Raw genomic sequence first — 24,081 nt, 5'->3', positions numbered from 1 at the left:
GGTTTGACGGCACTTGCCGCCCGGCAAGCATTGCCGCCCTTAGGGGTCGCACATTCGCGTGATCTTCCGCACCGCTACCCTGCGGCTTGGTTCGTCCTTTCCCCTCCCATTCCACTGGATCGCGTACCGGCCCGAAGCGTCACACCCTCGATGAGATTGAGGAAACTTCCATGACGTGATTCGATTTCAGCCCTAAGCTTTTTCCCATCAGGTTCCCTGATCGGCACCGCACGCTTCGCAACAGGGTCGAGGGAAAAGATCCAGAGCTGATCACCCCCGCTTCCAGGACTATCGTTGACGGCAAGGAACTTGGAATCAGGACTCCATAATGCCGAGGAAGTTCTGATGGATGAAATCCATCGGAAGAGGGTTTTTCCCTCACGGTCCGAGATTTCAAGCGCCTTGCGGGCCTCCCCTCGCTCCCCCGGGATCGGCCTGCATCCGGCGCAATTGGAAAACCCCATCGGGTGACTGGGAGAGAGTCATCGCGGTGGTTTCAGCAAACGACACCGGGATTGCCAGAACCAGAGAACATATCGTGACACCCTTCTTCATCAGGGAAGCAGTACGCATCACAAGAGATTGGGGGATTGACAGATAAAATCCAACCAACAAGAGGACAGAAGGGGGGAATGCTTATTTGTGACAATTCCGTGACAATTGGCGGGCCAAACACACTGACATTCCAATAAGGCTCTTGGGCTGAAGACTGTTAGGCTGTTAGACAAACGAGCCCAAGGGTGGCCTATCATGAGATAGCCTAGTAATGGAGAGCCTTTACCCGATCAGATCAAACAGAGATTCTTTTCTTTGGCATGGCATACTGCGGACAGAGGGATTTTTTCGTCGAAAGTCGCGAGCCGCCCTTTGTGGTCAACTGCCAGGGCCAGCAAATAAAGATCCGTAAGTTGTCGTGAGCTGTGGATGAGATCCTCGGCAAAGATCGCTCCGTTCCGAAGAGAGATGGAGTCCTCCCAGAATTCATGATCTGTCTGTGTGGAGAACTGACGGATTCGGGCGATTAATTCCCCTGGGGTAAACTGGATTTCGCGGCTGTAGCCGGTACTGCTCATGATACGAACTGTGCCGTTTTCCGTGAGTGGGCAACTGGCCCAGCCGTAGTGGTGATTATCCTCCCACCAAGTGTGTGCTCTTTCGTGAAACGCATGGTCTGGATCGAGAAGTGCGATCATCACATTGATGTCCAGCAACGCACGCATCGTCTCAGATCCCTTCTTGATCCATCAGTTTTCGGATCCGGTCAGTCGTCACCACTTCCCCCCTCGAGCGTACAAGCGGGACCCCCCCCCGGATCACCGGGGTTTTTTTGAGTTTTGACTTCGGATTGCTCAGTCCCCGGCGCGCAAGCAGCGAGATGATGCGACCCGCCGTGCTCCCTTCCCTCTCGGCAAGTTCCTTGGCCGCCATTAGCACATCCTCTTCGATATCAAGCGTGGTTCTCATGCATCTGATGATAGTGCATCAACCATCCATCGTCAACAAGGTAAGGGTGACAAGCTGACACGCCAGCTAGAGACGAAGGGTCGAGAGTCTAGCGACCAGGGCTTGGGAAGAGCACGCCATAATCGTCAGAGTCATGGACGAAGGGTCCGGATCATGATAATTATCTTTCATGCGTCGCGACGAAGCACTGCGTGTCCTATCAAGCATCAAGCTGGATCTCCAAAAACGTTATCCCGTCTCTAGGATTGCACTCTTTGGATCCACGGCCAGGGATGAGGCAACCGAGGAAAGCGATGTCGATGTCCTCGTGGAGGTTGATTCATCCGTAGGATTGAATTTTGTGAGCTTGGCGGGCGAAATCGAAAAAGCCTTGGGGCATCCGTCCGACGTGGTCTCCAGGCGCGCCATTGACCCCAAGCGCTGGCGCTTCATCGAGCCGGATCTTGCGGATGCCTAAACGCGATCAACTCCTGCTGGTGACAGATATCCGTACCGCGTTGGGCAGGGTAATGGAATATACTCGGGGAAAGACAATCGACTCCTTTCTGGAAGATCAGAAAACCATGGATGCCGTCACACGCAATCTTGAGATTATAGGGGAGGCGGCACGACAACTCGACGCGGAACAGCACGCCGCGTACCCGGATGTGCCTTGGCAACAGATCATTGGCCTGCGGCATCGGATCGTGCATGACTACTTCGGAATCGACACCCAGCTGATTTGGGAAATCGCGTCGAGGGATGCTCCCGAGCTTCTTAGAAAACTAGGCCAGGAGTAGGAAAAGAATTGCTGACTGCATTGTTCCACCAAGGAAGCAGCCAAGGACTGGCGAAGAAAATGTAAGGACGAGGGAGATAGAAGTCTGAAGATGGGATACAGGATATAGGGGGCCGTTGCTTCCGTTACGGCTTCTCGCAACGGCCTCTATGCGATTTAATCAGCGATTTCCTAACGGTAGATGTTTTTTCGATCACCAACGGCAACAAGTAGAACGATAAGCTTTTCATCCTCAATCTTGCAGATGATCCTGTAGGAACCCACACGGTATCTCCACAAACCAGCTAGATCACCTACAAGGGGTTTGCCAAAACGTCTCGGGTTTTCTTTACCTTGGAGACGCTTTTCAAGGTATGAAATGATCTCTATCTGAGCAGTATGCCCAAGTTTTTTAAGCTGTTTTCTGGCTCTCTCTGAGATTTCACACTCCCAGTTCATCTTTGATTTCTTGCAAGGAATAGGTTCGTCCGCCTTCTGCCAGAACCTTCTTAGCCATATAGATGTCTTCTAGATCTTCTAGGTGCTCCAAGATCGCTTCCCGGGCATAGAAGGTCTTGGTGCGGCCTGTTCTTTCAGCTAGAACAGCTAGCCGATTTTCAATTTCGGGATCTAGTCGTATAGCAAGCATAGTCGTATAATAATCCGCTATACAAATATTTCAAGGGCTATTCAGCCTACACACGAACTAAAATGCTGACATACAGATATACTGACATGCTGACATGCAGGCATGCTGACATACAGACAAGATGACAAGATGACATACTAAAAAGGGAGTAGTTCCATTGACAAAGTGCAAAGCAGGTTTGATAGAGATTAATGAGTCGTTTATCCGAAGATTTAAGGGTCAGGACGAAAGCTGTCGCCTCTAAAGTGATCAGAATCTATGTCGATCTCCCAAAGAATCGCCGAGAGGTTGAAGTCATCGGTCATCAGCTTCTGAGATCCGGAACTTCCATAGCCGCTCATGCCAGGGAGGCATCCAGATCCCGATCAGATGCTGAATTCTGCTCCAAATTGGATGGTCTATTACAAGAGGCCGACGAGTCGCTGGTTTGGTTGGAGCTACTTCGAGAAGATTGTCACATCGAAAGGAATATTATTTTAGAAACTCACCGGGAGATATCCCAGTTGATAGCCATCTTCGTCACCATGACCTCAAAAACTCGACGAACACTGTAAGATCAGGCTCCCTTTTCAAGATGTCCTCATGCCAGCACTTAGTAATGTCAGCCTGTCAGCTTTTTAGTTTTTCAGCATCTCTCCCTGTCAGCATGTCAACTTCTCACCATTTCAGCATTTCAGCTTTTTAGAGTGTCAGCTTTTAAAGAGACGCCTGCACCGGTGCCACGGCGGCATTGGCGGCCTTCTTCTCCTCGTCACCATCCCCATCTCCTCCGCCGTAGCCGAGCACCTCTACCGAAATGATCGATGGGGCTCCCTCGGCCTGATCATTACGGGAATTCTTATCGCCCGCATTCTCGGCTGCGCTGTTGCCGGCAGCGGCTGCTGCCGTAGCTCCCGCCGGAGGCGCGGCTGGAGGCGGTGCTGCTGCTGGCGGTGCTGAGGGAGCGGCAGGTGGAGGAGCGCCCACGGTCACGCCTCCCGCAAGGATGTTATCCGCATTGAGGATCTTCTCTGCGGCGAGGTTCAGATTTCCTAGCGAGCGGATACCGGCATCACCGGCGTCGATGTATCCGGTCGGAGCGATCAGGTCGACATCACCCGCACGCACACCGGCCACCGCTGCGAGCACGCCGATTCCACCGCCAGTCGCCAATCCGGCGAGATCAGTCTGTACATCGCCGCTCTGGGGATCCAGAAGAACTCGGGTGGGCGGTGCCGTGGCCACGGTCTTGGCCGACGAACCTGCGGCGATATTTCCGAGATTCGACCAGATCATGATATCACCTCCACGGAGGGTAAAGATGCGGCCGATGCCGATATCCACATTCTCCTTCGTATAGATGTTCACCGTGCCGCCGCTTTCCGTGACGATACCAGGCGGAGTGAGGCTCTGGCTGACGGCAAAGGGAGAGAGAGTGATTCCTCCACCCGGAGCCAGCATGCTGATTGCCCCGCCGCTTTTCGTCCTGATATCGCGTGAATTGAGCACGATGGATCCCTCCTGTCCCGCAGGCAGGTAGGCCGCGATGGCATCCTGACCATTCTTGTAGGTACGGTATGTGGGGGAATCGACATCATTGAAATCACGCCCTGATTCGCGAAGCACGATATAGAAAAGGGAGAGCGCGAGCCGGCTCTTCTCATCCGCAGTCAGCGAAGGATCATCTTTCAGTTCCTGGACGGACTGAATACCTGAGAGCTTGGAGGAGATCGAACTTTCCCAGTTCCCGAGAACCATACTCTTCAACTCCTTGAAATAGTCACCCGCGCTGCTCATCCCCGAAACCTTGCCAAAGAGCCCATCAGCAGTGAGACCCGCGGCGGCGAGCGACCCCGGCAGGGAGGCTCCTGCGATGGTAATCAGCGATGCACCCTCAAAGGGGAGTGCGGGATTTCTGGCATTTCCGATGCTGGTGACGCCAACGCCCGTTCCATCGCTTCTGACATCACCTGTGCCGAGATCGATATTCCCGCCTGCGATCACCTGGAGCGTTCCCGGTCCACTGATCTGGATATCGCCACTGCGTGGCTGTGGGCGTGCATACTCAGGCGGAAGGCTTTTTAGATCCAGAATTGCAGCAAGCAGATCGGGATTATTGGCATCGTAGAGACGCATCTCCCCGCCTGCCGAGATGATGCTCACATCGGATCGCGTTAGATGCTGAATGGCGATGGCGACATCGTAGAGATCCCCACCCACCTTGATCTCCGTCTTTTTCGGGGCAAAGAGCTCCACACCCGAGAGGCTTCCAGTGCCCGCAATGATGCGGATTGGCTCAGGATCGTTGCGATGGAGCAATGTCTGGTCATGCCGTGCCACCTTGCCTTGGAGGATGGCATTGATGCCTGTATAGGATGCGGTCTCGCTAAGCGCTGCACCGACAGCCCCGAGGTAGGTGGTGTCCGTCTGGAGATTGGCAAGTCCGCTGGGTGATACCGGCTGTGATCGTGGCGCCACGACTGACGGGAGTGATTCAGGCGATGCGTCGGAGACATTGATAACCGAACCGGACCACACGGTTCCGGGAATCTGACGGGAAACCCCTCTGATGGAAGCGGCGGCAAGCATGTTCAGTGTTCCTTGAGCCGCAGGAGCGAGGGTCAGATCTCCTTGGAGATTGATATCGCCTGATAGCGACGCAAGATTCATCGTGCCCGGGAGCAGGGAGGCCATCTGAGGCAGTATTCGAAATTGAGCATCCAAAGGATCTTTTTCGGCTATAAGCAACCAGGGTTGATAGACACCGGGTTTGGGATGAGCGGTTTCCGCATTTCCCATGCCGCTATGATAGAGCCAGGTTGAGTAGGCCGAATCGTTCAGGATCTTTGTTCGCAGGGTCAGATTGCCCGCCAAAGCGGTGGCAGCGAAGGAAGCATCCTGCCCATAACTGGAGAAATACGTTTTGTAGCGCAGATCGTTATTGATGCCCGGGGGTAGTAGAAAGACATTGCCGACCGGCCCAAGTAGAGCGTCACCGCCAGCAGTCACCGAGAGGGATCCTTTGCCAAGGAAGAATGAGGTGGGGAGGATGGCCTCCTTGAGGGATTCTTGGCGTTGGGGTGAACGGAATGAGGGGTCCTTTTTGACAATGGAGTGAAGGTAATCCCCGTACACATCCCTTGTCGGGTTGGATACGATATCGCCGGAGGCCATGATCACACCGTTCCCCCGCTCCGTGTAGTAGACGCCCGCATCCAGATTTCCTCCGGCACGCAGCAGCAGGTCACCGCCGCCCGTTTCAACGAGGGTGCTTTCACCCGGAGCCAGCAGGCGCATCCCATCTCGTCCAGTCATGCGCCCTTGGGTGGGGAGTGATGCATCAACATTGCTGATATTCCCTCCTGCCAACATTGTGATGTTCCCACCTCCAAGTGTGCCGATTCCTTGGAAGAAACTTGGATAATTCACCCACCAGGTTGTGGATAATGCCTCGGTCTCTCCTTTCAGATTGATTGAGTTCCATGTCCCTTCCGGAGCGATTTCGGATCTTCTGGAGAGCCAATTCACTGGCAATTGACGCGAAGAATCGGCCGCAAATCTACCGGGAGAGTCGGGATCCGGTTGAAGGTGCTCGATATTCTCACCTGCCTTTAAGAAGATATTTCCTCCGCCAAAGGAGTAAAGAGGCACGAACTGACTCTGTTGGGAACTGCCGAGAACCGTGCTGTTTGCATTGAGTCGGCCTGAAGAATTAGCCAAACGGGGAGCGTCAAAGGAACCATTCAAATTCTGATCGGCATCAGGAGCACCAGCAGTATAAATCGTGGCAAACTGATTCATCAGACGAATGCTGTCCGCCGAACTTACCCTGATGTCTCCAGTGCCGGTCCTGATAACTTGGAAGAACCCCTGGCCCGCCTGGACCGCTTCAGCAGTTTGGGCTTTTCCCTGCTCATTTGCTGGAATGACCACATTCCCGGTCAGTGATGTCTTCCCTATCCAGACGCTTCCAGCACCACCCCTCGATGAGGTTTCAGAAGATGCCGACCCAAGATCGGACCCAGCGCCGATCCCATAGGCCCATGATTGGAAGTTTTGTGGTAGGGCATTGTTGAGTGCGATAAGATTCGCCGTGTAGGTGGCGTTTTGGAATCCATCACTGAGCGCTCCCTCAAAACGGATATCCCCGGACGTTCTGAGCGTCAGGAAACCCGGCGCACCATTCTCCCCTGTCCTGAAACTTGATAGATCCCAGTCAGTCGTAAGCGTTAGATTTCCAGATCGGTTGATGATTTCGACGCCGGGAGCAAGGTTCAGGATATCACTGACTGCCGTTTCCTGATTGGCGATCAGGCGCGATAGGATCGCAGTCGCCGTGCCAGAATTCCCTCCGGGCGCACCAAAGAAAGCGGAGGCATCGGCGGCAATGGTGGAACGCAAGTCACCTGTGATCTCCCCTGAGGCCCCGGTTCGGTCATATGTCCTGTAAACCTCGACCGCAATGCTGGATGCTCCCGTGATGGTGGCATCGAAGGATCCGATCTGAATGTTTGAGAGATCTGCAGTGATCGGGGCTCTCAGGTGAAGAGTTCCCCCAAACTGATCACGCCGAGTTTGAGGGGCCGTGACTCCGAGGTCGATGGAGGAAGCCGTCTGGAGATCCAGAACAGCATCCCTGTTAATGTCCAGGTAGGTGGTGCCATCCTCCTCATTCCGTTCCACTGCGGCTCCCGCGCTAAGGAAGACCGCCCCTCCCTTACCGGCATTATCATAGGTCTCGCCACGAACCGTCAGGGCTGAATTGGGCATCAGGATCACACTGCCCGATGCCTGCAGGGCGATCCTTCCTCCCGTCTTCCCCGAGGCATCGATGACTCCGTCAGGAGTTACGGTGATTGATCCATGATCCGCCGTGATGGCAACGTTTCGGTTCACAAGGTAGTTGTCGATCGCCAAATCCCCGGTGCGAACCCTCAGGTCAATCGATTTGGTGAATCCCGCGTCGGACATACCAATCACTTCTCCTTCCTCAGTCCTTCCAAAACCAAGCTCCGAGGTTGAGGCAAGTTCACCGAGATCCAGCTTCAGCGATCCTCCTTCACCGCCAGAGCCAGCAAGAGCTTGAATAACAGCTCCATCCTCTAAAACAAGACGCCCTTCCTCCCTGCCTGATACGGCATCGGCAAGCGAAGGTGTCAGGATCGCCAATGACCCGGACGACCCTTTCGCCGCTGCATTCAGCATGAGTTTCGCCTGCTGACCAATGATCACATCCCCGCCAGCAGAGGAGAATTCCATGCTGCCGGCATCCGTGAACTGCGTCACGGAGTTGATCGTCTTGGAGGCGCCGCCTACATTGAGCGAGGCCACTCCTGCGGTTCCGATGATGAGGTCACCTGCCGTTGCCCGCGCGGCAAGTTCCCCGCTCGGCAGCATGATCGATGTGTTGATGGAGAGGGATGAACCCTGAAGCGTCAACTTGGATCCCAGACCCAGCGTCACGGATGATTGAGTCATATATTCGGGATCCGGTGCCATCAAACGCATCCCACCCGACGAGGCAATCATTGTTTTGGCACCCTGAATACCCGTGACAAAGGGAGTGGTGATAAAAAGGTCGGTCGTTTGGGATATCAGGATAGGAAGCCCTCCCGACAAGGCTTGGAGATCCTGTCCCGAAAGAACATCCCGATTCAGAGCGACCATCACCTCGGTCGTCACCCCGTAGGTTTCCGCTAGTGTTTCCAGACTATCCCCGGCCATTGTCGTGTAATTCATCGGCGTTGTGCCGGCATGGAGTCCACCTTTTCCGCTTGCCGCCAGAACTCCGGAAGCGTTCAACGAGACATAAGAAAAACGATCCAGGGAAAGATCGTTTTCCCCGATCCGAATCGTCCGGGCGTTAAGTTCAAGGGTACCTGACGGCGTGAGTGGGGATCCATCTTCGGCTTTTGCCATCAAGGGTGCGCGCAAAGCCCCCGCAATGTTCCCCAGAAGTATGGTCCCGGCATTCAGTGAGACGATGCCGTTGCCAATCCCGGTTCCCAAGATAGCCCCGGCATTCAGTGAGATCGATTCCGTGGCGTCGGATCCGAACACGCCCCCACCCAGAAACTCCATCGACCCGTAACTTGTGAGGTCGACTTTTTTTGCTGAGGATAACTTTTCGAGCGTCGTCCCAACGAGGTTTAGAGCCCCTTCACGTTTCGTTCCATCAAATCCCACCACGATACTTCCCGCGGCAATGCCATAGGTATCCGCGGAAAGCACGGCACTATCGGAGATGAATCCACGCGCGGAGGAATCAAGGATGATCGATCCACCATTGATGCGCGCCCCATTGCCGATCTCGTAACCGGTAACGGTTGCCCCCTTGTCAGATTCCGTTCTGGTCACCGTGGCCGAGCGATCGGAACTGATTCTCACCACCGCCCCGTTCCCCTTGACGTCAATTCTGGAGGCGGCGCCGGAACCAGTGGAGGAAATAACAGCGTTTCCCTTGAAAATAATGCCGTCCTTCGCGGCCAGAATGAGGTCTGTTGCCGTGAGGGGAGTCCCTGCATTGTCAACAATGATCCTAGAGGTGCCCGGGGTGATTGAGATTCCGGTCGATGTGATGCTCCTGATTCCTCCGATCAGCAGGCTGCCCGCATTCCAAGAACTCAAGGCCGCCGCATTCAGGGCGATCGTTCCAGCAGAGGCATTGCCTCCGATCTGGAAATCTTTGGAACTGCTGATGTCGATGGAGGATCCCCGACCTCCCGCCCCCCCCGCGCCTTGAACCCCACCTAGAAGATTCATCGCCCCCGTGGATTTGATTACCAGTCGACCGGCATCAATCACGGGTTTTGCCGAGGGCGTCTTGGGGAGTGATTCCGAAGCTTTTAGGAGTCGATAGTCCGCACTCTGGGCGAGGAGCGAAGGGGAAGTGATCTCGTAAAGCTCGGTCACATCCTGGACAGGGCGTCCACCCCGCGTGTCGTTGTAGCGGATACCCGCCACCATGCCGGTGCCGTCCGGCATCTGCCAGCTTGCAGGATTCCTCTCCTGGGCCATGCCGGTCGGTGTGATCAGGAAGCCTCCGGGATAGAGCGCATAACGAGCGGGAAGGAGCGTGTAGGTGCCGGCAGGGAGGCCGGATCCCCCCGCCAGGGTGATCCGGTCTCCGATTGCAAGCGAAGTCGAGAGATATCCGGGATCGCCGCCCGTGCGCGAGCGGTCCGCAAAGTTGGCCACGGGGATAAATTCCGATCCGAACGAAGGAAGAATTGCGTAGCTTCCCGAGGAGGGGCCCGCGATGTCCCGTGTGCCCTTCAGGCCACTGATCCACTGGAAGGCCGCAAGTTCCCCGCCTCCGCGCAGATCGATCGAGGAACCACCGAGAGTGTTCACCGAGAGGGCGGAGAGATTCACTCCCTTGGAGGGCAACCCCACGGAGGCGATATCGACGCCTGTCGGGTCGATCCACTGGGTTCCGTTGATGATGATGCCGTAGGGTATAGTAACGCCGGCTCCGCTGAGCGGATCGATGGCGGAGATGCTAGTCTTGCCTGAAGACCCCATCGTGAGGGTTTCCGTGACTGGGACAGAAACGCCGACACGGATCCCCGCTCCACTCACAGGATCCCTTGGTGAAGTACCCGTCCCGTCCCACCCGAGATTGATGGTTCCGAAGGGGGAGAGAAGCGTCCCGTTCTGGGTGATGGTGGAAGCATACAGACTCAACTCTCCTCCTGCGGAGAGGGGTAGTGAGAGCGGTCCACCTGATTGTTCCACCAGAATCGATCCTTTTCCTTGGGAGGGATCATAGGCGGCAAAGGTCATGCGTGATGCGGTCACGGGGTGAATCTGGGCGGCACGAAGAATCAGGTTTCCCGCAATGTTGACCATACCATCACCCCGGATGATTCCTCCCGACGCCAGGAAGGAAGCCGAGGAGAGATTTGCCAGGAGCAGATTGCCGATCTCGATCAGGCGCGCCTCGACTTGCAGGGAGCCATTCCCACCGGAGGGACCAACATACGGGTCACTGTCACCACCGAATGCCTTGCTTAGCTTCGTGTCACCCGGTGTTCTGGCTCCAACCATGGAACTTCCAAGCGCCGCATGGCCGGCTTTGAGCGTCACGGGCGAATCGGCGCTTATTGTTCCCCCTGAAGCCACTCGGAGACTCCCGGGAAGAGTGATCGAGACGGGACCTGAGAATTCCACATTACCGCCGAGTGTCAGGTTCTCGAATCCTCCGGTATTTGCTGAATCAGCGGCCAAGTATCCCTTGGACGAGATCTTCGCATTCCGATCGGCCACGATCCTTGCGCCAAGACCCTGGAGGCCTTGGGTGATGATCAGGTTCACATCCCGGGGGTCGGCAATCTGCTCGGCGGGGTTGTTGAGGTTATAGAATCTCCCGGAACTGACCGAGAGAGTCCCTCCGAGGGCTGATGCGCCACCCGCCCTCCCGAGCAAGGTTCCCTGACTCTCCAACAACTGGCCGCCGGTGAGAGTGATGCTGCCACCGGAACTCTGAACCGTCAGGTCTCCGCCACGGGCACGGGACAACCCCGAGGCGACAAATCGGTTAGCCGACGTACCCGAGACATCAAGCACTGATCCATTCTTGAGTTGGAGATTTCCCTCCAAGTAAACATCCCCGCCTTCGAGGACCGCTCCCAGCCTACGCCCCAGTCCGAGCGGGTCGGGCATGAAGAGTGCGGTTCCTGCGGCACTGATTCGCGCCCCACTTCCGATCTGCACCGTCGCGTAGGCCATGTCGGGATCAGAGCTGAGATTCTCCGGGAAGCGTACGTCACCCTTGATTGAGATCGCCCCACCCGGGACGGAAAGGGTTCCTGCCAGATTGATCAATTTCCCTTCCACAGAAAGCGAACCTGTGGTGGCGACCGGCGTTGTCGATGTCCTTGCAGGGAGAGCAATCGATGGGGAGAGATTGATGACAGCACCCTCGTCGATGGCGACCTTACCCCTCACCACATATCCGGGAGAAACGGTCGCCTTGGGATCCACCAAACCTTGGGCGATTAGCTTCAGGTTAACAGCGGGTGATATCCCGGAGGGCATCTGCATCTCGCTGAAGCCGGTGGTGGAGCGGTAGAGAACGTTTCTTACCACCGGATTCACCACCGCTCCGGAAGCGACGCGGATACCGGGGATCTCCTCATCGGCACTTCCCGATCCCGCCTCAAAGCCGATACCCTTGAGGTTGAAAAGAGAGAACCCACCGGCGCTGAAAAAGGAGGGGTTTAGCATCAGGATTCGACCGTCACCCGTAATACCACCGATCTGGATGGCCGGTGCCTTGATGGAGAGTTCTCCTGATCGGGAGCCAACCCCGCCAAAACCGCGAAGTTGCCCGGCCAGCATGAGGGAGCCATCGCGGATGGTCTTGACTTCAAGATCCTGACCACCCTCGATCAAGATACTTCCCCCTGAACCGACCTTAACCGAGGCATCCGACCCAACCCATGCACCCGCCGAGACATCGATCAGGCTCCCCCTCTCGATACCGACATCAAGCGCGGAGATGGAGACACTTCCACCGTCCAGCATCACCGTACCGGCCAGCGATCGATCCGTGAAATCATTGGCCACCAACCCCCTAGTGCTGAGAATCGAGGAACTGCCAATTCTAATGATTCCCGTTGAGTCATATGCCTTAAAGCGGGACGAGTTGGCCCCGTCCAAGAGGATCAGATCGTCATAACTGACATTGTAGGCGCTCAGGGAGATCCTGCCGCCGGGAGCCGATACCGTGCCATCGATGGCAAGGGAGGAAGCTAACAGATTCACGGATCCCGCAGGTCCAAGATCGAGGCTGACACCCCGGGGGAGCAGGATTGATCCATCGTGATTGAGAACCGAGAGGTGGCCGAATCCACCACTCCCGAAGATTCCGGAATCGAGCCTGATCTGATTGATGACGCCGGAAGCGGATGACCCGGCTGATCCAATGACCAACTGCGGTGCATAGGGGGAGTCGGGAACAAGCGATGCACCTGAGTAAATCCTGCTTTGAAGGATCGCGAGATTCAGGGAAGCGGGATCGGGAAGATGCATATCCCCGGAGACAGAACGGAGTTGGCGGGCACCGGTCACGACTCCACCCCTCATCGTTCCCTCCAGACTCATCCTCGGTGCTTGGATCGTGAGACTTCCTCCACTTCCCCCCTCATAGTAGGGGATTTCCGTCATGCTTCCCGCATTTTCAACAACCCTTTCGTAAACCATGTCCGGCGTGGCCTTGGAGATATCGATGGGCAATCCATTGAAGAGCAATTTCGTGGTGGCGTATGTGGTTTCGCTAAACCTGACCCAGCCTCCCGAGACATCCAGAACGGCACCCCTTCCTACATCCACGCGATCACCAGCCCGCAGGGCGATGCTTCCTCCATCCGCCGTCAACTCCCCTGCAGTCTTGCCGATGAGGCTCACGTAGCCTGCTGCGTTGCCCAACGGAGTTCCCACCCAATCCCTCCCTTCGAAGGTTCCAGTAATTCTAGTATCGATCGTGATTTTCTTCCCGCGGAAAACACTCTCCCTCTGCAAGGGGAAGTCGGCCAATTCCGGCCCGCGCAACTCGATCGTCTGGAAATTCCTGGCCCCGTCGATCTCGGTTCCTGTGGAACCCGCGACACTGATCAGGCTTCCCGGATCCAGCGTGATTTTCCCTTCGGCAGAGGTGCCCACCGCACCGGTGACAAACATCCCGAATTGCTGGGTAGCGGGGCGATACCAGTTTCCGGCAGTGATGCTGATCCCCGATTCGAGCCGTGCCGGAACACTTGATGAATCCCCGGAAGGATTCCGAGCCGATCTCGTCATATCATAATAAATATTTTCGGTTGCGTCACCGGTTATCGGTTTGGCACCTGGAGCCAGAACGATGGAGCCCCCTTCGGCCCTCACCGAGTTTCCCATCATGGCAATCATTGAGGAAAGCGAGACCTTGGTGCCCGGCAAGGTTTCGGCACTCGATGTCTCGGGAAGAATCCTGATCATGCCCGAGGAGCCCAGTAGAATACTTCCCGTGGTGCCCCCCGGCAGGGTCTGGTCATACCAGTAGGGACTGAACCCCGTGGATACGGGCACCACCGCATTGTAGACCGCCTGGAGATCCACCCTGCCATTCAGTGTGACCGAGGTGGAACTCTCGATGATGCCGTTCTGTATAAGATCCCGACCAACCATCGCGGCATGGCCTCGAGGCATCTCGATTAGGCCATTGTTCACAACCGTGCCGACCCGGGTTCCCGATTGGTCGGTGGAGAAGGATTTTCCCGCAGTCTTGTCCGCATCATCCACAACACGACCTATATAGACATCCAACCCGCGAAGACTGGGGTCTGATGAAGGATGCGCATTCACCCCCACCTGAAGGCCGGCCGCAAGAATGGTCTGTCCATCGGGAGTGGAAATAGTGCCATCGTTTTGCACATTCGGTCCCACGAGCATCACGCGCCCTCCAGTTCCCCCATTAGGCTTTGCTGTGGAGATCAAGGCACCCTTTTCCACCTTCAGGCCCCCGATTGCGGAAGCGGCAATCGGAGTGCCGTTTCCCGGATCCCAGGATTCCGGATAATTCTGCGATGAAGAAAGTTTCAGAGCCGAGAAGAGGAACTGGTAGTCGGTGTTATTGAGCAACCCGCGCCCCTCGATCCCGTTCATGGGATCACCTGCGAAGTAGGGATTGATTGGCAGTGTCGAGGCGACCAGGGCATGGACATTCACCTCGGAGCCGTTGTGGAACATGATTCCGTTCTGGTTGAGGATATAGACCTGTCCCTGTGCCGTGATCTTGCCATAGATACTGGAGGGGGAGGCGTTGCCGGTGATCTTGTTGAAGGCGATCCACTTTCCAGCATCGGCACCGCCCTTGCTCTGGTCGAAGTTGATGGTCGTCCGCGGCCCGACATTGAAATTCTTCCAGTAGAGATAGGCGTTCTGCTCAGACTGAGTGATCTCGACGTTGTGGTCTCCCGAGGATTGAAGACCGGTCTTTTCTGCATTGATGGAGGCTCCCCTCCATGAGGTGGTAAGGGGCTTTCCGTTTCCATCAAAACCGTCGTGGGGATGAAGCCAGTTGACCGCGAGGCCGTTGGGAAGGACACTGGTGCCGGCTAGCACAGCCGCCCTGGCCGCAGCCGCCGCATTCTGCTGCATGGCCCTCATCGCCCCCACCGCCATGTCACTCCGCTGGATCGACTGGCGTGCCAAAGTCGCCGTCATGGCGGCAGAGGCGGCTCCCGCGTTCTGGAGATTGGAGGCCGAACCGCGTCCCCCGGACTGACCCGGCACAACTCCGGAACGAACCTCTCCCATCGTGATGGCGAGGAGAGGTGAGCTTACCGAGAAAACAACCAAAACCGCCTGAATCAGAGCCAGGAATCCAATCATGGGGTGAGAGTTTCTCAGCCGAGACTTGGATCTTGTTTGAAGAGGTGCGTTTTCAGCAGCATGAGGCCCTCTTCGCAACAAGCGACGAAGCCCTTCGGTGAACTGGTGAAAAATCCTCATTCTGATCGTATAGACTACCCTAAAAAGGGGATTTCAAGTGTTACAATTCCGACATAAAAGAAAAGGAGATCTGCAGCCTGCAGTTTCTACCACCAAGTGCCGGCGAAGGGAGCGCCTGGGGCGCGGAATATAGAAGTTTGAAGATTGGAGATTGAAGTCGAGGGACGAGCGTCGAGGGTCGAGGGCTGGAGGAATCAACCCGAGGAAGATGGGAGTTAGAAGTTTGAAACCAAGATAGTGGGAACTGTCGCGGTAGACTACGACATCGTCGTAGCCCGGAGGGCGCCACTGCTTTGCGGGAGCAAAGTGGCGTCAAATGGGATGGACAGGAAGGGTGAAGGGGAAGTCAAGGGTACTGCGGTGAGGTTTATCGAGATAATGTGCCAGGCATTGAGTCGCTCGTTCCCCCTTGTCTCACCCCTGCGGGGCTACCTTCGGTAGTCTATCCAAGCCGTTCCCACGGCTCGGTATTCCCTATTTCCCTATTTCCCTATTTCCCTATTTCCTATCTCCTATTCCCGATTACCCATCTCTCCCCTTGGATAGCACTTGGCGGTTCAAATCCTCCCCGATTCGCTTGGCCCGATTTTCAACTTCAACCCTCACTACTAGGACTGATCCTTCCTTAGTTTCCTTCCACGATCCCGATCATCTGAGGATACGATCCACCTCTCTTGAGCCCAGTTGAAGGAGCATCTGGAAGTGAAATTTCTTCATTTGCTCATTCCAGTTCCGAGGATCATTCGGATAATGATTCTTCCACTCATTGTAAAAATCGATGTAACTCTGCTGGATTCCGGCATAAGCCTGCTGAGCTTCCGGACTCATCTTTGCTACTTGCTCCTGATCCACGCTGTAGAAAGGAGGCTTCTCGAGAGTTACATCCACTGAGGAGGACTGATCGCCAGACATCGGTTGGGTTGAAGTGCTTCCTGAGGATGGGGTTGTTGCTAACGCAGAAGCGTTCGAAAAGTTAGCCGATCGCGACGCGCGAGAACTTCTCTCCATTTCAGACGATTGCAATTGGTCTCCAACCGGTGGCACGCCTTCCTGAACCTTTAGCTGGGATGTCGTTGGGATCGGTGAAGGTAGCGGGTTGCTGATTGTGATACCGCTCACATCACGTACCCGTCTCTGATTCGGTTCAAGAGCCATTTCCTTGGTATTGCCTTGGATGGCGTCGTTGAATCTTGGAAAGGTTTTCTTGTCCTCCCTGCGGGTCGCCTGAACGATATCTCCCTGCGTTCCATGCCGCCCGGATGCCCTATCGTCGGTTAGGTCGACGGAGGAAGTTGCAGAGCTTGTTGGATCACTGCACAGGATAAAAAGTGTTCCAATCGACGCTAGCGCTAGCCCAATCAGCAACATCAAGAGTGATTTTCGAGGCATCGTGCGTATTTTTTTATATGCAAAAAATTATCCCGATCTTCCCTCTATTTCCTAACTTTTGTTAGCGCCATCCGGGGGATTATTTCTGGCGACACACTCTCAAAACCATACCGAGAGCCAATCCTCCCAGGATTAGCAGAGCCCAGGTGCTCGGTTCAGGCACAGCCTGTATAGTGACCGAACCTGATGCAGGTGAGAACACCGAGATGTCGGCTGCCACGGGATCGTTCAAGAGATCGGCATTGCTAAAGGTCGCCAATCCATCGCCGAAGATACTGTTGTGGTTGATGACTGCCCAGGAGGTCTTGGTGGCATTGTCGTATCCAAAGGCCCCCATGATCTTAGCGAGATAGGTATTGATACCGGCACCGCGCAAATTCAATTCATCGAGAAGGCTTCCGACGACACCTTGATTTTGTCTATCCACAAGTTCAAGATTACCCCAGTTGATTGCTGAGTTCGTATTAACAGACAACAGGAAGCTGTCAAAAGTCCCAGCAAAGCTCCTTCCATTCATGCCGCTGATAGCTGCATTGGTCACATTACCCGTGTTGCCAGCTGTGGTGTTCATCCAGGTGCCGGAATTCGTATTATACCACTGGATCTGGTTCCTGATGGTGCTGTAGGACGGATCCTTCATCGACATCACGATGGCGTTGGTGGTGGTCCCGTGGAAATCCAACTGACCATTGACGATCTTCGCTTGGAGAACCGGCGCATTGACCACATTGGTGGTCACACTCGAATTGTTGGTGACGCGATTAGTCACCCAATTATCAGAAGCCGTCCCTGCAAGGATCGAGAAGGATTTGCCAGAACCGATACCCGCCCCGAATCCGGCGACCGACTGGTTGGTGGCGTAGGTCTTCTGGAGCACACCCGTCGAGGAAAGGGCCACGGATCCCTTGATCGAGTCCTTGAATGCCATCCCTGAGTTATCGAGCAGAAGACCCGCAACCGCATGGACGGCGTTGGTGCTTGTTAGTACCGAGTTGGTATTGAGGGCGAAGAATGCGTTCCTGTTGGCCACATTCACGCCCCCCCCCAACTGAGACCCGGCACCCAGCACGAGGGTTCCAGCGGAGAGAGATGTCGTCCCGGAGAATCGGCTATTGTTGGCGGTCAAGGTGGTGGTGCCCGAGCCTGAACTGGTGATGGTTCCCCTTCCCGAGGTGAGGCTGGAGATGGAGTTGGAAACCGTCAGAGCCCCTCTCTGGTTGAAGATCAAGTTTCCTGTTCCCGCCCCGAAGGTGATCGATCCATTGCCAAGCGCCAAGGAACCGACCCCGTTGCTATCTCCAAGCGTGACCGTTCCCCTGGATGTGGCGTTGGAGGCAATAAGGAGGCCGGATGCCGAAACCGTCCCGCCGGATCCGACCGTCAGCGAACCCGAGCCCGATCCTCCGACCGTGAGCTGGCCACTGTTCGTCCAGACGGCATTGCTACTCACCGACACGCCGGCCGGGGCGTTGGTGGCGGAACCAATCACGGAGGCACTGCTCTGCAGGGTGCCACCCGTGATCCGGACCGAACCGGAGGGCAGGGCCGAGGCGAGACTCAGAGTGCCGGAACCCGACTTGGTCAGCCCGCCACTGCCGGCGAGTGTGGCGCTGATCGTTGAGTTGGAGTTGCCTGTGACCGTCACACCTGACGAGGCCGTGAGCGTGCCGTTTCCGATCGATCCCGAAGTGAGCGTGGCGGAGCCGACCCTCTGGTTGAAGCTCCCGAGATTCAAGGCCCCACCGGCGACATTCAGCGATCCGTTTGTCGATCCGAGGGCGAAAGCATTCGAGGCAATAAGGGTTCCGTTATTCACCAGTGTCCCCCCCGTGTAGCTATTGCTTCCCGTGAGCGTGGTCGTTCCGGCGCCTTTCTGGATCAGGGCTTTCTGCCCCTCGATTGTTCCCGCATAGGAGATGGAGTTGGAGGGGGCAAGGGTGATCGATCCGCTTCCACCCGTGATGGTGCCGGAACCGGAGAGCGCCTCGAAGCGCTGGCTTGTGGTGCCGAGGTCCACGACTGCACCACTCGATACCGAGAGCCTCCCGTTGGATGAGAGCCTGTCATCACCTCCCGAGAGGATCGTCCTACCAGACTCCACGGCGAGACCACCGGCATTGGAGGAGACCCCCGTCAGCACAAGCGAGCCGGTTCCCTGCTTGATGAGTGTGCCCGATCCGGCAATGTCACCGGCCAGCGTGGACTGCCGAGCACCAGAGACCGTGAGATTGTTGGAGGAGAGATCAATGCTTCCGCCGATCAGAATGGCCCCGTTCTGGGCCTGCAGAACCGCGTTGGTGGCAAGTCTCACTGCCGAGGAGATGGTCTGCTGGGCGGTGGAAGAATTCGTCACACTGCCCGAAAGCGTAAGATTTGTACCGGAGAGGGTGTAGCCTCCCGCCGTGACAGCGTAAGAGATCCCGGTCACATTGGTGACGGACTGATTGGTGACAGATCCCCCGGAACCGGTGAACTGAAGCAGGGAGCCATTGGTGATTCCCGAAAGATTTCCGGAGCCTCCCGACCAGATCCCCCCGGTATCGGTGGCGGCAAGTGTCTTGTAGGAGAGGAAGAGGGCGTTGGCCGAGGTGGTCAGACTGAAGCTTCCGTTCAGGGCGTTAAGGAATCCTCCTGAACCATTGGTTGCCCCGAGGTTGACGGAGAAGAGGTTGGTGGAAAAGTTTCCCGAGAACGAATCAAAGGAGGCGATCTTCCAAGCCCCGTCGGCATCCTTGTTGAAGTTGGCGGCATTCCCGCCCAAGGACCAGAGATTGATCTGGAATTTGTTGCTGGAGGTGACTCCGGAGAGATTGAGAGCTCCCCCGATCGCAAGTGTATCGTAGCCGACTCCAGCGCTTTCGTTAGCGTCGGAGATCTTCCAATTGTAAATTCCCCCTCCGTTCCAGATTCCGTTCCCCGTAATGGTAAGGGTTCCGATTGATGAGTCCGTGCCGGCCATGATCGTTCCGCCTGGGGACACGGAGATGCCGCCGACCGATCCGGTGCCGGATAATGATGCACCGGAGCCCACGGTGACCGTCCCCGTTCCCAGATTTCCACTCACCTGAAGACGACCAGCATTCACGGCCGTGGCTCCGGAGAAGGCAGGGCTGTTTCCAGAGATCGAGAGTGTCCCTGTACCGGCCTTGGCAAGCGAGCCGCTCCCTGTGATGGCTCCCGAGATGGACATCGAATTGGAGGCGGAATCGATGGTGGCGGTGGATCCGGCCGTGAGATTCAGCGTGTTTGTGATGGAGAGCCCCTGCGCGCCGGCGGCGATCACCGCATTGGAGGCCACCGAGATGCCGCCGCTTCCGAAGGAGGCGCTGTTCCCTGCCACCACCGTTCCCCCGTTGAGCGTCGTCCCTCCGCTGTAGCTGTTGGAGGCATTGAGGTTGAGCGTTCCCGATCCCGACTGGATCAATGATCCTGCTCCACTGATCGCGCCATTCACCGTGATTGCCCTGCCTGCTGATTCCTGCATGGTGAGGGCCGCGGTGTTAGAGATCGCACCGAGGGTCAGATTTCCAGAGGCGGCGTTGAAGGTCTGGTTGGAGGTCGTGTTCAGTCCGAGGAAGATCGTCTGTGTCGCCGCCGAGTTATTGGTGATGCCGTCTGAGATTGTCAGGGTCTGCCCAGCATTCGTACCGGTCAGGGTGAAGGATCCGGCCCCGTTGCTGTAGGTGAGGCTACCGAGAGTGGTGACAGTATCATTGGTGATCGTGCCACCTGCAGAGCCGGTGATCCCTACGGAGCGACCATTGGTGGCAATCGCATTGCTCTGCCAGTTGTTGGAATTCCCCCACGATCCGTCGGAGCCTACCCAGAGCCATGGTCCGGAATAGACACTGCTCGTCGAAACCCCTGAGATTGAGATAATCCCACCGGATTGCATCACCATGCCGATAGTAGTCTGATTAGTGTAAGATGTACCGACCTTGGTCCACTCCTGGATATCAAGCCCTCCCGTCGCAAGTGGGGTGATAACCGGCTGAGTGAAGGCGTTCCAAGGAGATGCCTTGCCGGCATATCCGCTGAAAGAGGATGCAGAGTTGTCAACAATCGAAACCCCATAGGTGTTTGTTCCACTCGTGGCAGACGTTCTTGTTGCTCCTCCCTCAGTGGCCGTTACCATCAGGCTGTTGACGGCGTTAACAATGGAGGCGTATTGGTTTCCGGATCCGGATCCGGTGATTCTTGTTCCACTTACAGTAGTCAGATCGCCCGCGGCATCTGCCTTACCAGCCCAGACATTCGCATTGGCGCTGTAACCGATCACACTCCAGTAGACATCAGCACTGGAGAACCAACCTGATCCATAAGTCTGGGCGATGATGGAACTGGCACTGCTGAAGTCGAGATTGAAACCGGAAAGAATGTTTGCCCGGGTTCCCAGGTTGATCAGCAGACTCTTGGGAGAGACCGAATCCGCCGAATAGAATCCGAGATAAAGGTTATTGGTGTTGCCGATGTTGTAGGTATCGGCTCTGAGGTTCCATCCTCCGAAGATCCAACCGCTACAGAGCAAGCAAGACACAAGAAATGAAACTCGGAACTTCTTCGAGAGGGAGAAGGTGTCCGTTCTCTTGTTCTCTGGAGCCGCTAAGGTCATTTGCGGATGGATATTGATCTGTGAACTTTCAGAGTGCACAAAAAGGTGGAAGCCGTTAGGCTTCCACCTTCATGCGATAAATTACGGATTCTGATCAGGCCTCGGTTTTGCGCCGATAGGCCACGATCAGAAGCAGTGCCCCCACGCCCATCAGGGCATAGGTGCTCGGTTCAGGAACGACCGTGATCACCCCGCCGCTCTGGGTGACCATACCAATGGTGCTCTGGTTAGTGTAAGATGTGCCAACCTTGGTCCATTCCTGGATATCAAGCCCTCCCGTAGCAAGCGGGGTCTGGACCGACGTAGTGAACGCTCCCCAGGGAGATGCCTTCCCAGCATATCCGTTGAACGAGGATTCAGAGTTATCCACCACAGAAGCTTGATGGGTGTTATCCCCGCTTGTAATGTTAGCGTATGTCGCTGTTCCATTAGTCGACGTTGTCATCAAGTTGTTGACTGCGCTAACAATGGAGCTGTATTGGTTTCCGGATCCGGATGCGGTGATTCTTGTTCCACTTGCAGTAAGCAGATCGCCCGCGGCATCAGCTTTACCCACCCAGACATTGGTGTTTGCGTTGTAACCGATCACACTCCAGTAGACATCAGCACTCGAGAACCAGCTTGCCCCATAGGTCTGAGATATGATGGAACTGGCACTGCTGAAGTCGAGATTGAAACCGGAAAGAATGTTTGCACGGGTTCCCAGGTTGATCAGCAGACTCTTAGGAGAGACCGAAGCCGCCGAATAGAATCCGAGATAAAGGTTACTACTGTCGCCGATATTGTAGGTGGCGGCCTGAGAGGCCGCCACACTCATCGCAAAGGTTAGCGCGAGAAGAGTTTTTTTCATATTCTTAGACTATTGATATTATTCAACTAATTAATAATTGTAAATCTGTTTTCCTCCATCCTCGCTGCGGAGAACTTTCATGTCTCCAATGGGAATGTTAGGAGCTAGATCACCATTGGTTGCAGTGAGTGATTTGATTCTGGTTGCAAGCTGGTTCACGAGTACAGGAACATTGGCGTTACCGGTCAATGTAGCATCATAACCAATGAACTCATATCCCCAGTAAGGATACTTCCCTGTGATGATGTTGGTGTATCCAGCATCGAGCGTGGTTGCATTGGTCTGGCTGTAGCAACGTCCCTCAACTCCATTATACTTCAGGGGAACAAGGCCATTTACAACAAAGGGAAGCGTGTCAGCGACAGAAGAGTAGCCGATCAGGAAGTTCCCAGTGGAACCTGCCACCTCACCTGTATCAGAAACTACATTTGCGAAACCACTGGGGATGGAGTTCGTCATGAACCCACACATCGCGCTTCCGGTAGACTCACCATTATTTCCAAGCGCCACCCCGATGCCCAGCAGAGTTGTTGCAGGGTGTTTTTCAATCATGGTCACATTACCACCGGAAGCGGTGACTTTCCACTGAAGCACGGTCGTCAGCGTCCCATACTTGTTCACGGCGTGGTTGATCACACGGGATCCTGAGTCGATGTTACGACCCATGCTCCATACAATAGTATCATAATCGGCATCATTTCCCGTTATAAGGTTTCCCGTTAAACTACCCGACTCTAACAACTGCTGTGCATTACCTGTTGTAATATCCCTCTGAGGGAAAGCGCTGGCAAATCCCTTGCTGGCAATGTAGGTGTAAGGAACAACTCCAATCTGCGTGAGAGATAAGTCCTTATATGCAATTCCGTCACTTGCTTTGACATTCGGCTTGAAGCGTGATGAACCTGGGTAGGTGTCCATGAAGCCGACAAGGCCCTTTTGAAGGGTCGTGTAGGTTCCGATGGCGAATGAGGTAGTATCCGGTGGAGTCAGGCCAAGGCGCTGGGCCATGGTGGTGTTTGTACCTAGAACCGTCTCAATCTTAGCCTTGTCGAAATAAGGAACACGCTTGTTGTTGGTACCCGATGCCACCTGCTGGATTCCACCCTCGGAACCGGTCCAGGTCACGGCAATGTCAACAACGGCATTGTTACTCAGAACGCAGTTGGTGAAGTAGAGACCGACGGCGCTGTCTGTGTTGGTTGCAGCACCGGAAGAGGCATACAATTTGTCGCCAAAGAGGGCGTAGAGGTTTTTGTTGGCGGCTTTGCGGAATGCCGTGGCACCCGTGACGTAGATCACGCTCTGCGCGGAGGCGGAGGCGATCGAGAGAGCGGCTACGGCCGCCATCAGGATTGATTTGGTGTGTTTCATGGGTTTTTGTTTATTTTCTGAGTTTGGACTGAGTTTTTGTCTGACGTTGTTTGGTTTTTGACTGCTCGGAGAAATTTTGTTTTTGAATCTGGGTGGCGCCTTTACCCTTACGGGCTTCGGAGGCTTATGAAATCAGGGTTTGCGGGTGATCGGTTCGAGGTTTGGTTTTCTGAACTGTCGAGAGAATGCCAGCACCCATGAAAAACGTCATCATCTCTATTGTAACAAGTTTGTAACATTCGCCCCCCCCTAGAAGGGGCGCTGGTAAAAAGTAAATGGTGTGAAAGTTGGAAGGAAGCGCCTGTGGCGCGGGGGATGGCAGATTGGAGATGGAAGATTCTGAGGTAGAAGGGGTTGCACCGTCGTAGATGGTAGATAGAAGATAGAAGTTGGGGGGAGCACGACGCTGGTTAAAAGTGAAAGGTACGAAAGTGGGAAGGTGTTGAAGGGCTGAAGGGGAAGTCGAGGGACGAAGTGTCGAGGGTCGAGGGAACCTGAACCAAGCTTCTGGGAGGGAG

13 protein-coding genes are annotated in these 24,081 nt (G+C 55.4%); 3 read left to right on the top strand and 10 right to left on the bottom strand.

All coding sequences use genetic code 11. From position 1 onward, the window contains the following. Positions 1 to 74: 74 nt before the first annotated feature. From K8R57_01150 to K8R57_01140, 3 genes are all read right to left on the bottom strand, one after another. The gene (locus K8R57_01150) at positions 75 to 464 is read right to left on the bottom strand and encodes a hypothetical protein (protein ID MCE9586905.1); all 390 of its coding nucleotides are present in this window, start codon (positions 462 to 464) and stop codon (positions 75 to 77) included. Positions 465 to 785: 321 nt separating this feature from the next. Then, entirely contained in the window at positions 786 to 1,220 is a 435-nt protein-coding gene (locus K8R57_01145; GenBank protein ID MCE9586904.1) for a VapC toxin family PIN domain ribonuclease, read from the bottom strand. Between the two features lie 4 nt (positions 1,221 to 1,224). Continuing rightward, the gene (locus tag K8R57_01140; GenBank protein MCE9586903.1) at positions 1,225 to 1,464 is read right to left on the bottom strand and encodes a hypothetical protein; all 240 of its coding nucleotides are present in this window, start codon (positions 1,462 to 1,464) and stop codon (positions 1,225 to 1,227) included. Between the two features lie 169 nt (positions 1,465 to 1,633). Here K8R57_01140 and K8R57_01135 point away from each other — a divergent pair, with 169 nt between their 5' ends. Both K8R57_01135 and K8R57_01130 read left to right on the top strand, forming a co-directional pair. Beyond that, positions 1,634 to 1,921: a nucleotidyltransferase domain-containing protein gene (locus K8R57_01135; protein MCE9586902.1), complete on the top strand. Its 288-nt coding sequence runs from the start codon at positions 1,634 to 1,636 to the stop codon at positions 1,919 to 1,921. Then, entirely contained in the window at positions 1,914 to 2,243 is a 330-nt protein-coding gene (locus tag K8R57_01130) for a DUF86 domain-containing protein (protein ID MCE9586901.1), read from the top strand. Before K8R57_01135 ends, K8R57_01130 begins: the two co-directional genes overlap by 8 nt. Before the next feature lie 170 nt (positions 2,244 to 2,413). Here K8R57_01130 and K8R57_01125 read toward each other — a convergent pair whose 3' ends face one another. Then, positions 2,414 to 2,680 carry a type II toxin-antitoxin system RelE/ParE family toxin gene (locus tag K8R57_01125; GenBank protein ID MCE9586900.1) on the bottom strand — a complete coding sequence of 89 codons (267 nt, stop codon included), beginning with the start codon at positions 2,678 to 2,680 and terminating at the stop codon, positions 2,414 to 2,416. Continuing rightward, the gene (locus K8R57_01120) at positions 2,664 to 2,870 is read right to left on the bottom strand and encodes a DUF6290 family protein (GenBank protein ID MCE9586899.1); all 207 of its coding nucleotides are present in this window, start codon (positions 2,868 to 2,870) and stop codon (positions 2,664 to 2,666) included. The genes K8R57_01125 and K8R57_01120 overlap by 17 nt, the downstream gene beginning before the upstream one ends. 191 nt (positions 2,871 to 3,061) lie before the next feature. Here K8R57_01120 and K8R57_01115 point away from each other — a divergent pair, with 191 nt between their 5' ends. Then, positions 3,062 to 3,424: a four helix bundle protein gene (locus tag K8R57_01115; GenBank protein ID MCE9586898.1), complete on the top strand. Its 363-nt coding sequence runs from the start codon at positions 3,062 to 3,064 to the stop codon at positions 3,422 to 3,424. 142 nt (positions 3,425 to 3,566) lie between these two features. Here K8R57_01115 and K8R57_01110 read toward each other — a convergent pair whose 3' ends face one another. The 5 genes from K8R57_01110 to K8R57_01090 all read right to left on the bottom strand — a co-directional run bounded on the left by K8R57_01110 (position 3,567) and on the right by K8R57_01090 (position 23,563). Next, a complete protein-coding gene (locus K8R57_01110) occupies positions 3,567 to 15,221 on the bottom strand; it encodes a filamentous hemagglutinin family protein (protein MCE9586897.1) in 11,655 nt (3,884 codons plus the stop codon). A 768-nt stretch (positions 15,222 to 15,989) separates the two neighbouring features. Beyond that, the gene (locus K8R57_01105) at positions 15,990 to 16,730 is read right to left on the bottom strand and encodes a hypothetical protein (GenBank protein MCE9586896.1); all 741 of its coding nucleotides are present in this window, start codon (positions 16,728 to 16,730) and stop codon (positions 15,990 to 15,992) included. A gap of 79 nt (positions 16,731 to 16,809) precedes the next feature. Continuing rightward, positions 16,810 to 21,342: an autotransporter-associated beta strand repeat-containing protein gene (locus K8R57_01100; protein ID MCE9586895.1), complete on the bottom strand. Its 4,533-nt coding sequence runs from the start codon at positions 21,340 to 21,342 to the stop codon at positions 16,810 to 16,812. Between the two features lie 94 nt (positions 21,343 to 21,436). Further along, positions 21,437 to 22,192 (bottom strand): PEP-CTERM sorting domain-containing protein, encoded by a 756-nt coding sequence (locus tag K8R57_01095; GenBank protein ID MCE9586894.1) that lies wholly within the window; start codon positions 22,190 to 22,192, stop codon positions 21,437 to 21,439. Positions 22,193 to 22,222: 30 nt separating this feature from the next. After that, positions 22,223 to 23,563: a hypothetical protein gene (locus K8R57_01090; GenBank protein MCE9586893.1), complete on the bottom strand. Its 1,341-nt coding sequence runs from the start codon at positions 23,561 to 23,563 to the stop codon at positions 22,223 to 22,225. Between the last annotated feature and the right edge of the window lie 518 nt (positions 23,564 to 24,081).

The sequence above is a fragment of the Verrucomicrobiota bacterium genome (assembly GCA_021413925.1).
GTDB lineage: Bacteria > Verrucomicrobiota > Verrucomicrobiia > Chthoniobacterales > UBA6821 > UBA6821.
The sequence above is the reverse complement of the archived record's forward strand: the minus strand, read 5'-3'. Positions and strand labels throughout refer to the sequence as shown.

Coding starts and splice junctions, on each gene's coding strand:
- K8R57_01135 (MCE9586902.1), top strand. CDS start 1,634: ATGCGTCGCGACGAAGCACTGCGTGTCCTATCAAGCATCAAGCTGGAT.
- K8R57_01140 (MCE9586903.1), bottom strand. CDS start 1,464: ATGAGAACCACGCTTGATATCGAAGAGGATGTGCTAATGGCGGCCAAG.
- K8R57_01090 (MCE9586893.1), bottom strand. CDS start 23,563: ATGAAACACACCAAATCAATCCTGATGGCGGCCGTAGCCGCTCTCTCG.
- K8R57_01110 (MCE9586897.1), bottom strand. CDS start 15,221: ATGATTGGATTCCTGGCTCTGATTCAGGCGGTTTTGGTTGTTTTCTCG.
- K8R57_01115 (MCE9586898.1), top strand. CDS start 3,062: ATGAGTCGTTTATCCGAAGATTTAAGGGTCAGGACGAAAGCTGTCGCC.
- K8R57_01145 (MCE9586904.1), bottom strand. CDS start 1,220: ATGCGTGCGTTGCTGGACATCAATGTGATGATCGCACTTCTCGATCCA.
- K8R57_01100 (MCE9586895.1), bottom strand. CDS start 21,342: ATGACCTTAGCGGCTCCAGAGAACAAGAGAACGGACACCTTCTCCCTC.
- K8R57_01120 (MCE9586899.1), bottom strand. CDS start 2,870: ATGCTTGCTATACGACTAGATCCCGAAATTGAAAATCGGCTAGCTGTT.
- K8R57_01095 (MCE9586894.1), bottom strand. CDS start 22,192: ATGAAAAAAACTCTTCTCGCGCTAACCTTTGCGATGAGTGTGGCGGCC.
- K8R57_01130 (MCE9586901.1), top strand. CDS start 1,914: ATGCCTAAACGCGATCAACTCCTGCTGGTGACAGATATCCGTACCGCG.
- K8R57_01105 (MCE9586896.1), bottom strand. CDS start 16,730: ATGCCTCGAAAATCACTCTTGATGTTGCTGATTGGGCTAGCGCTAGCG.
- K8R57_01150 (MCE9586905.1), bottom strand. CDS start 464: ATGGGGTTTTCCAATTGCGCCGGATGCAGGCCGATCCCGGGGGAGCGA.
- K8R57_01125 (MCE9586900.1), bottom strand. CDS start 2,680: ATGAACTGGGAGTGTGAAATCTCAGAGAGAGCCAGAAAACAGCTTAAA.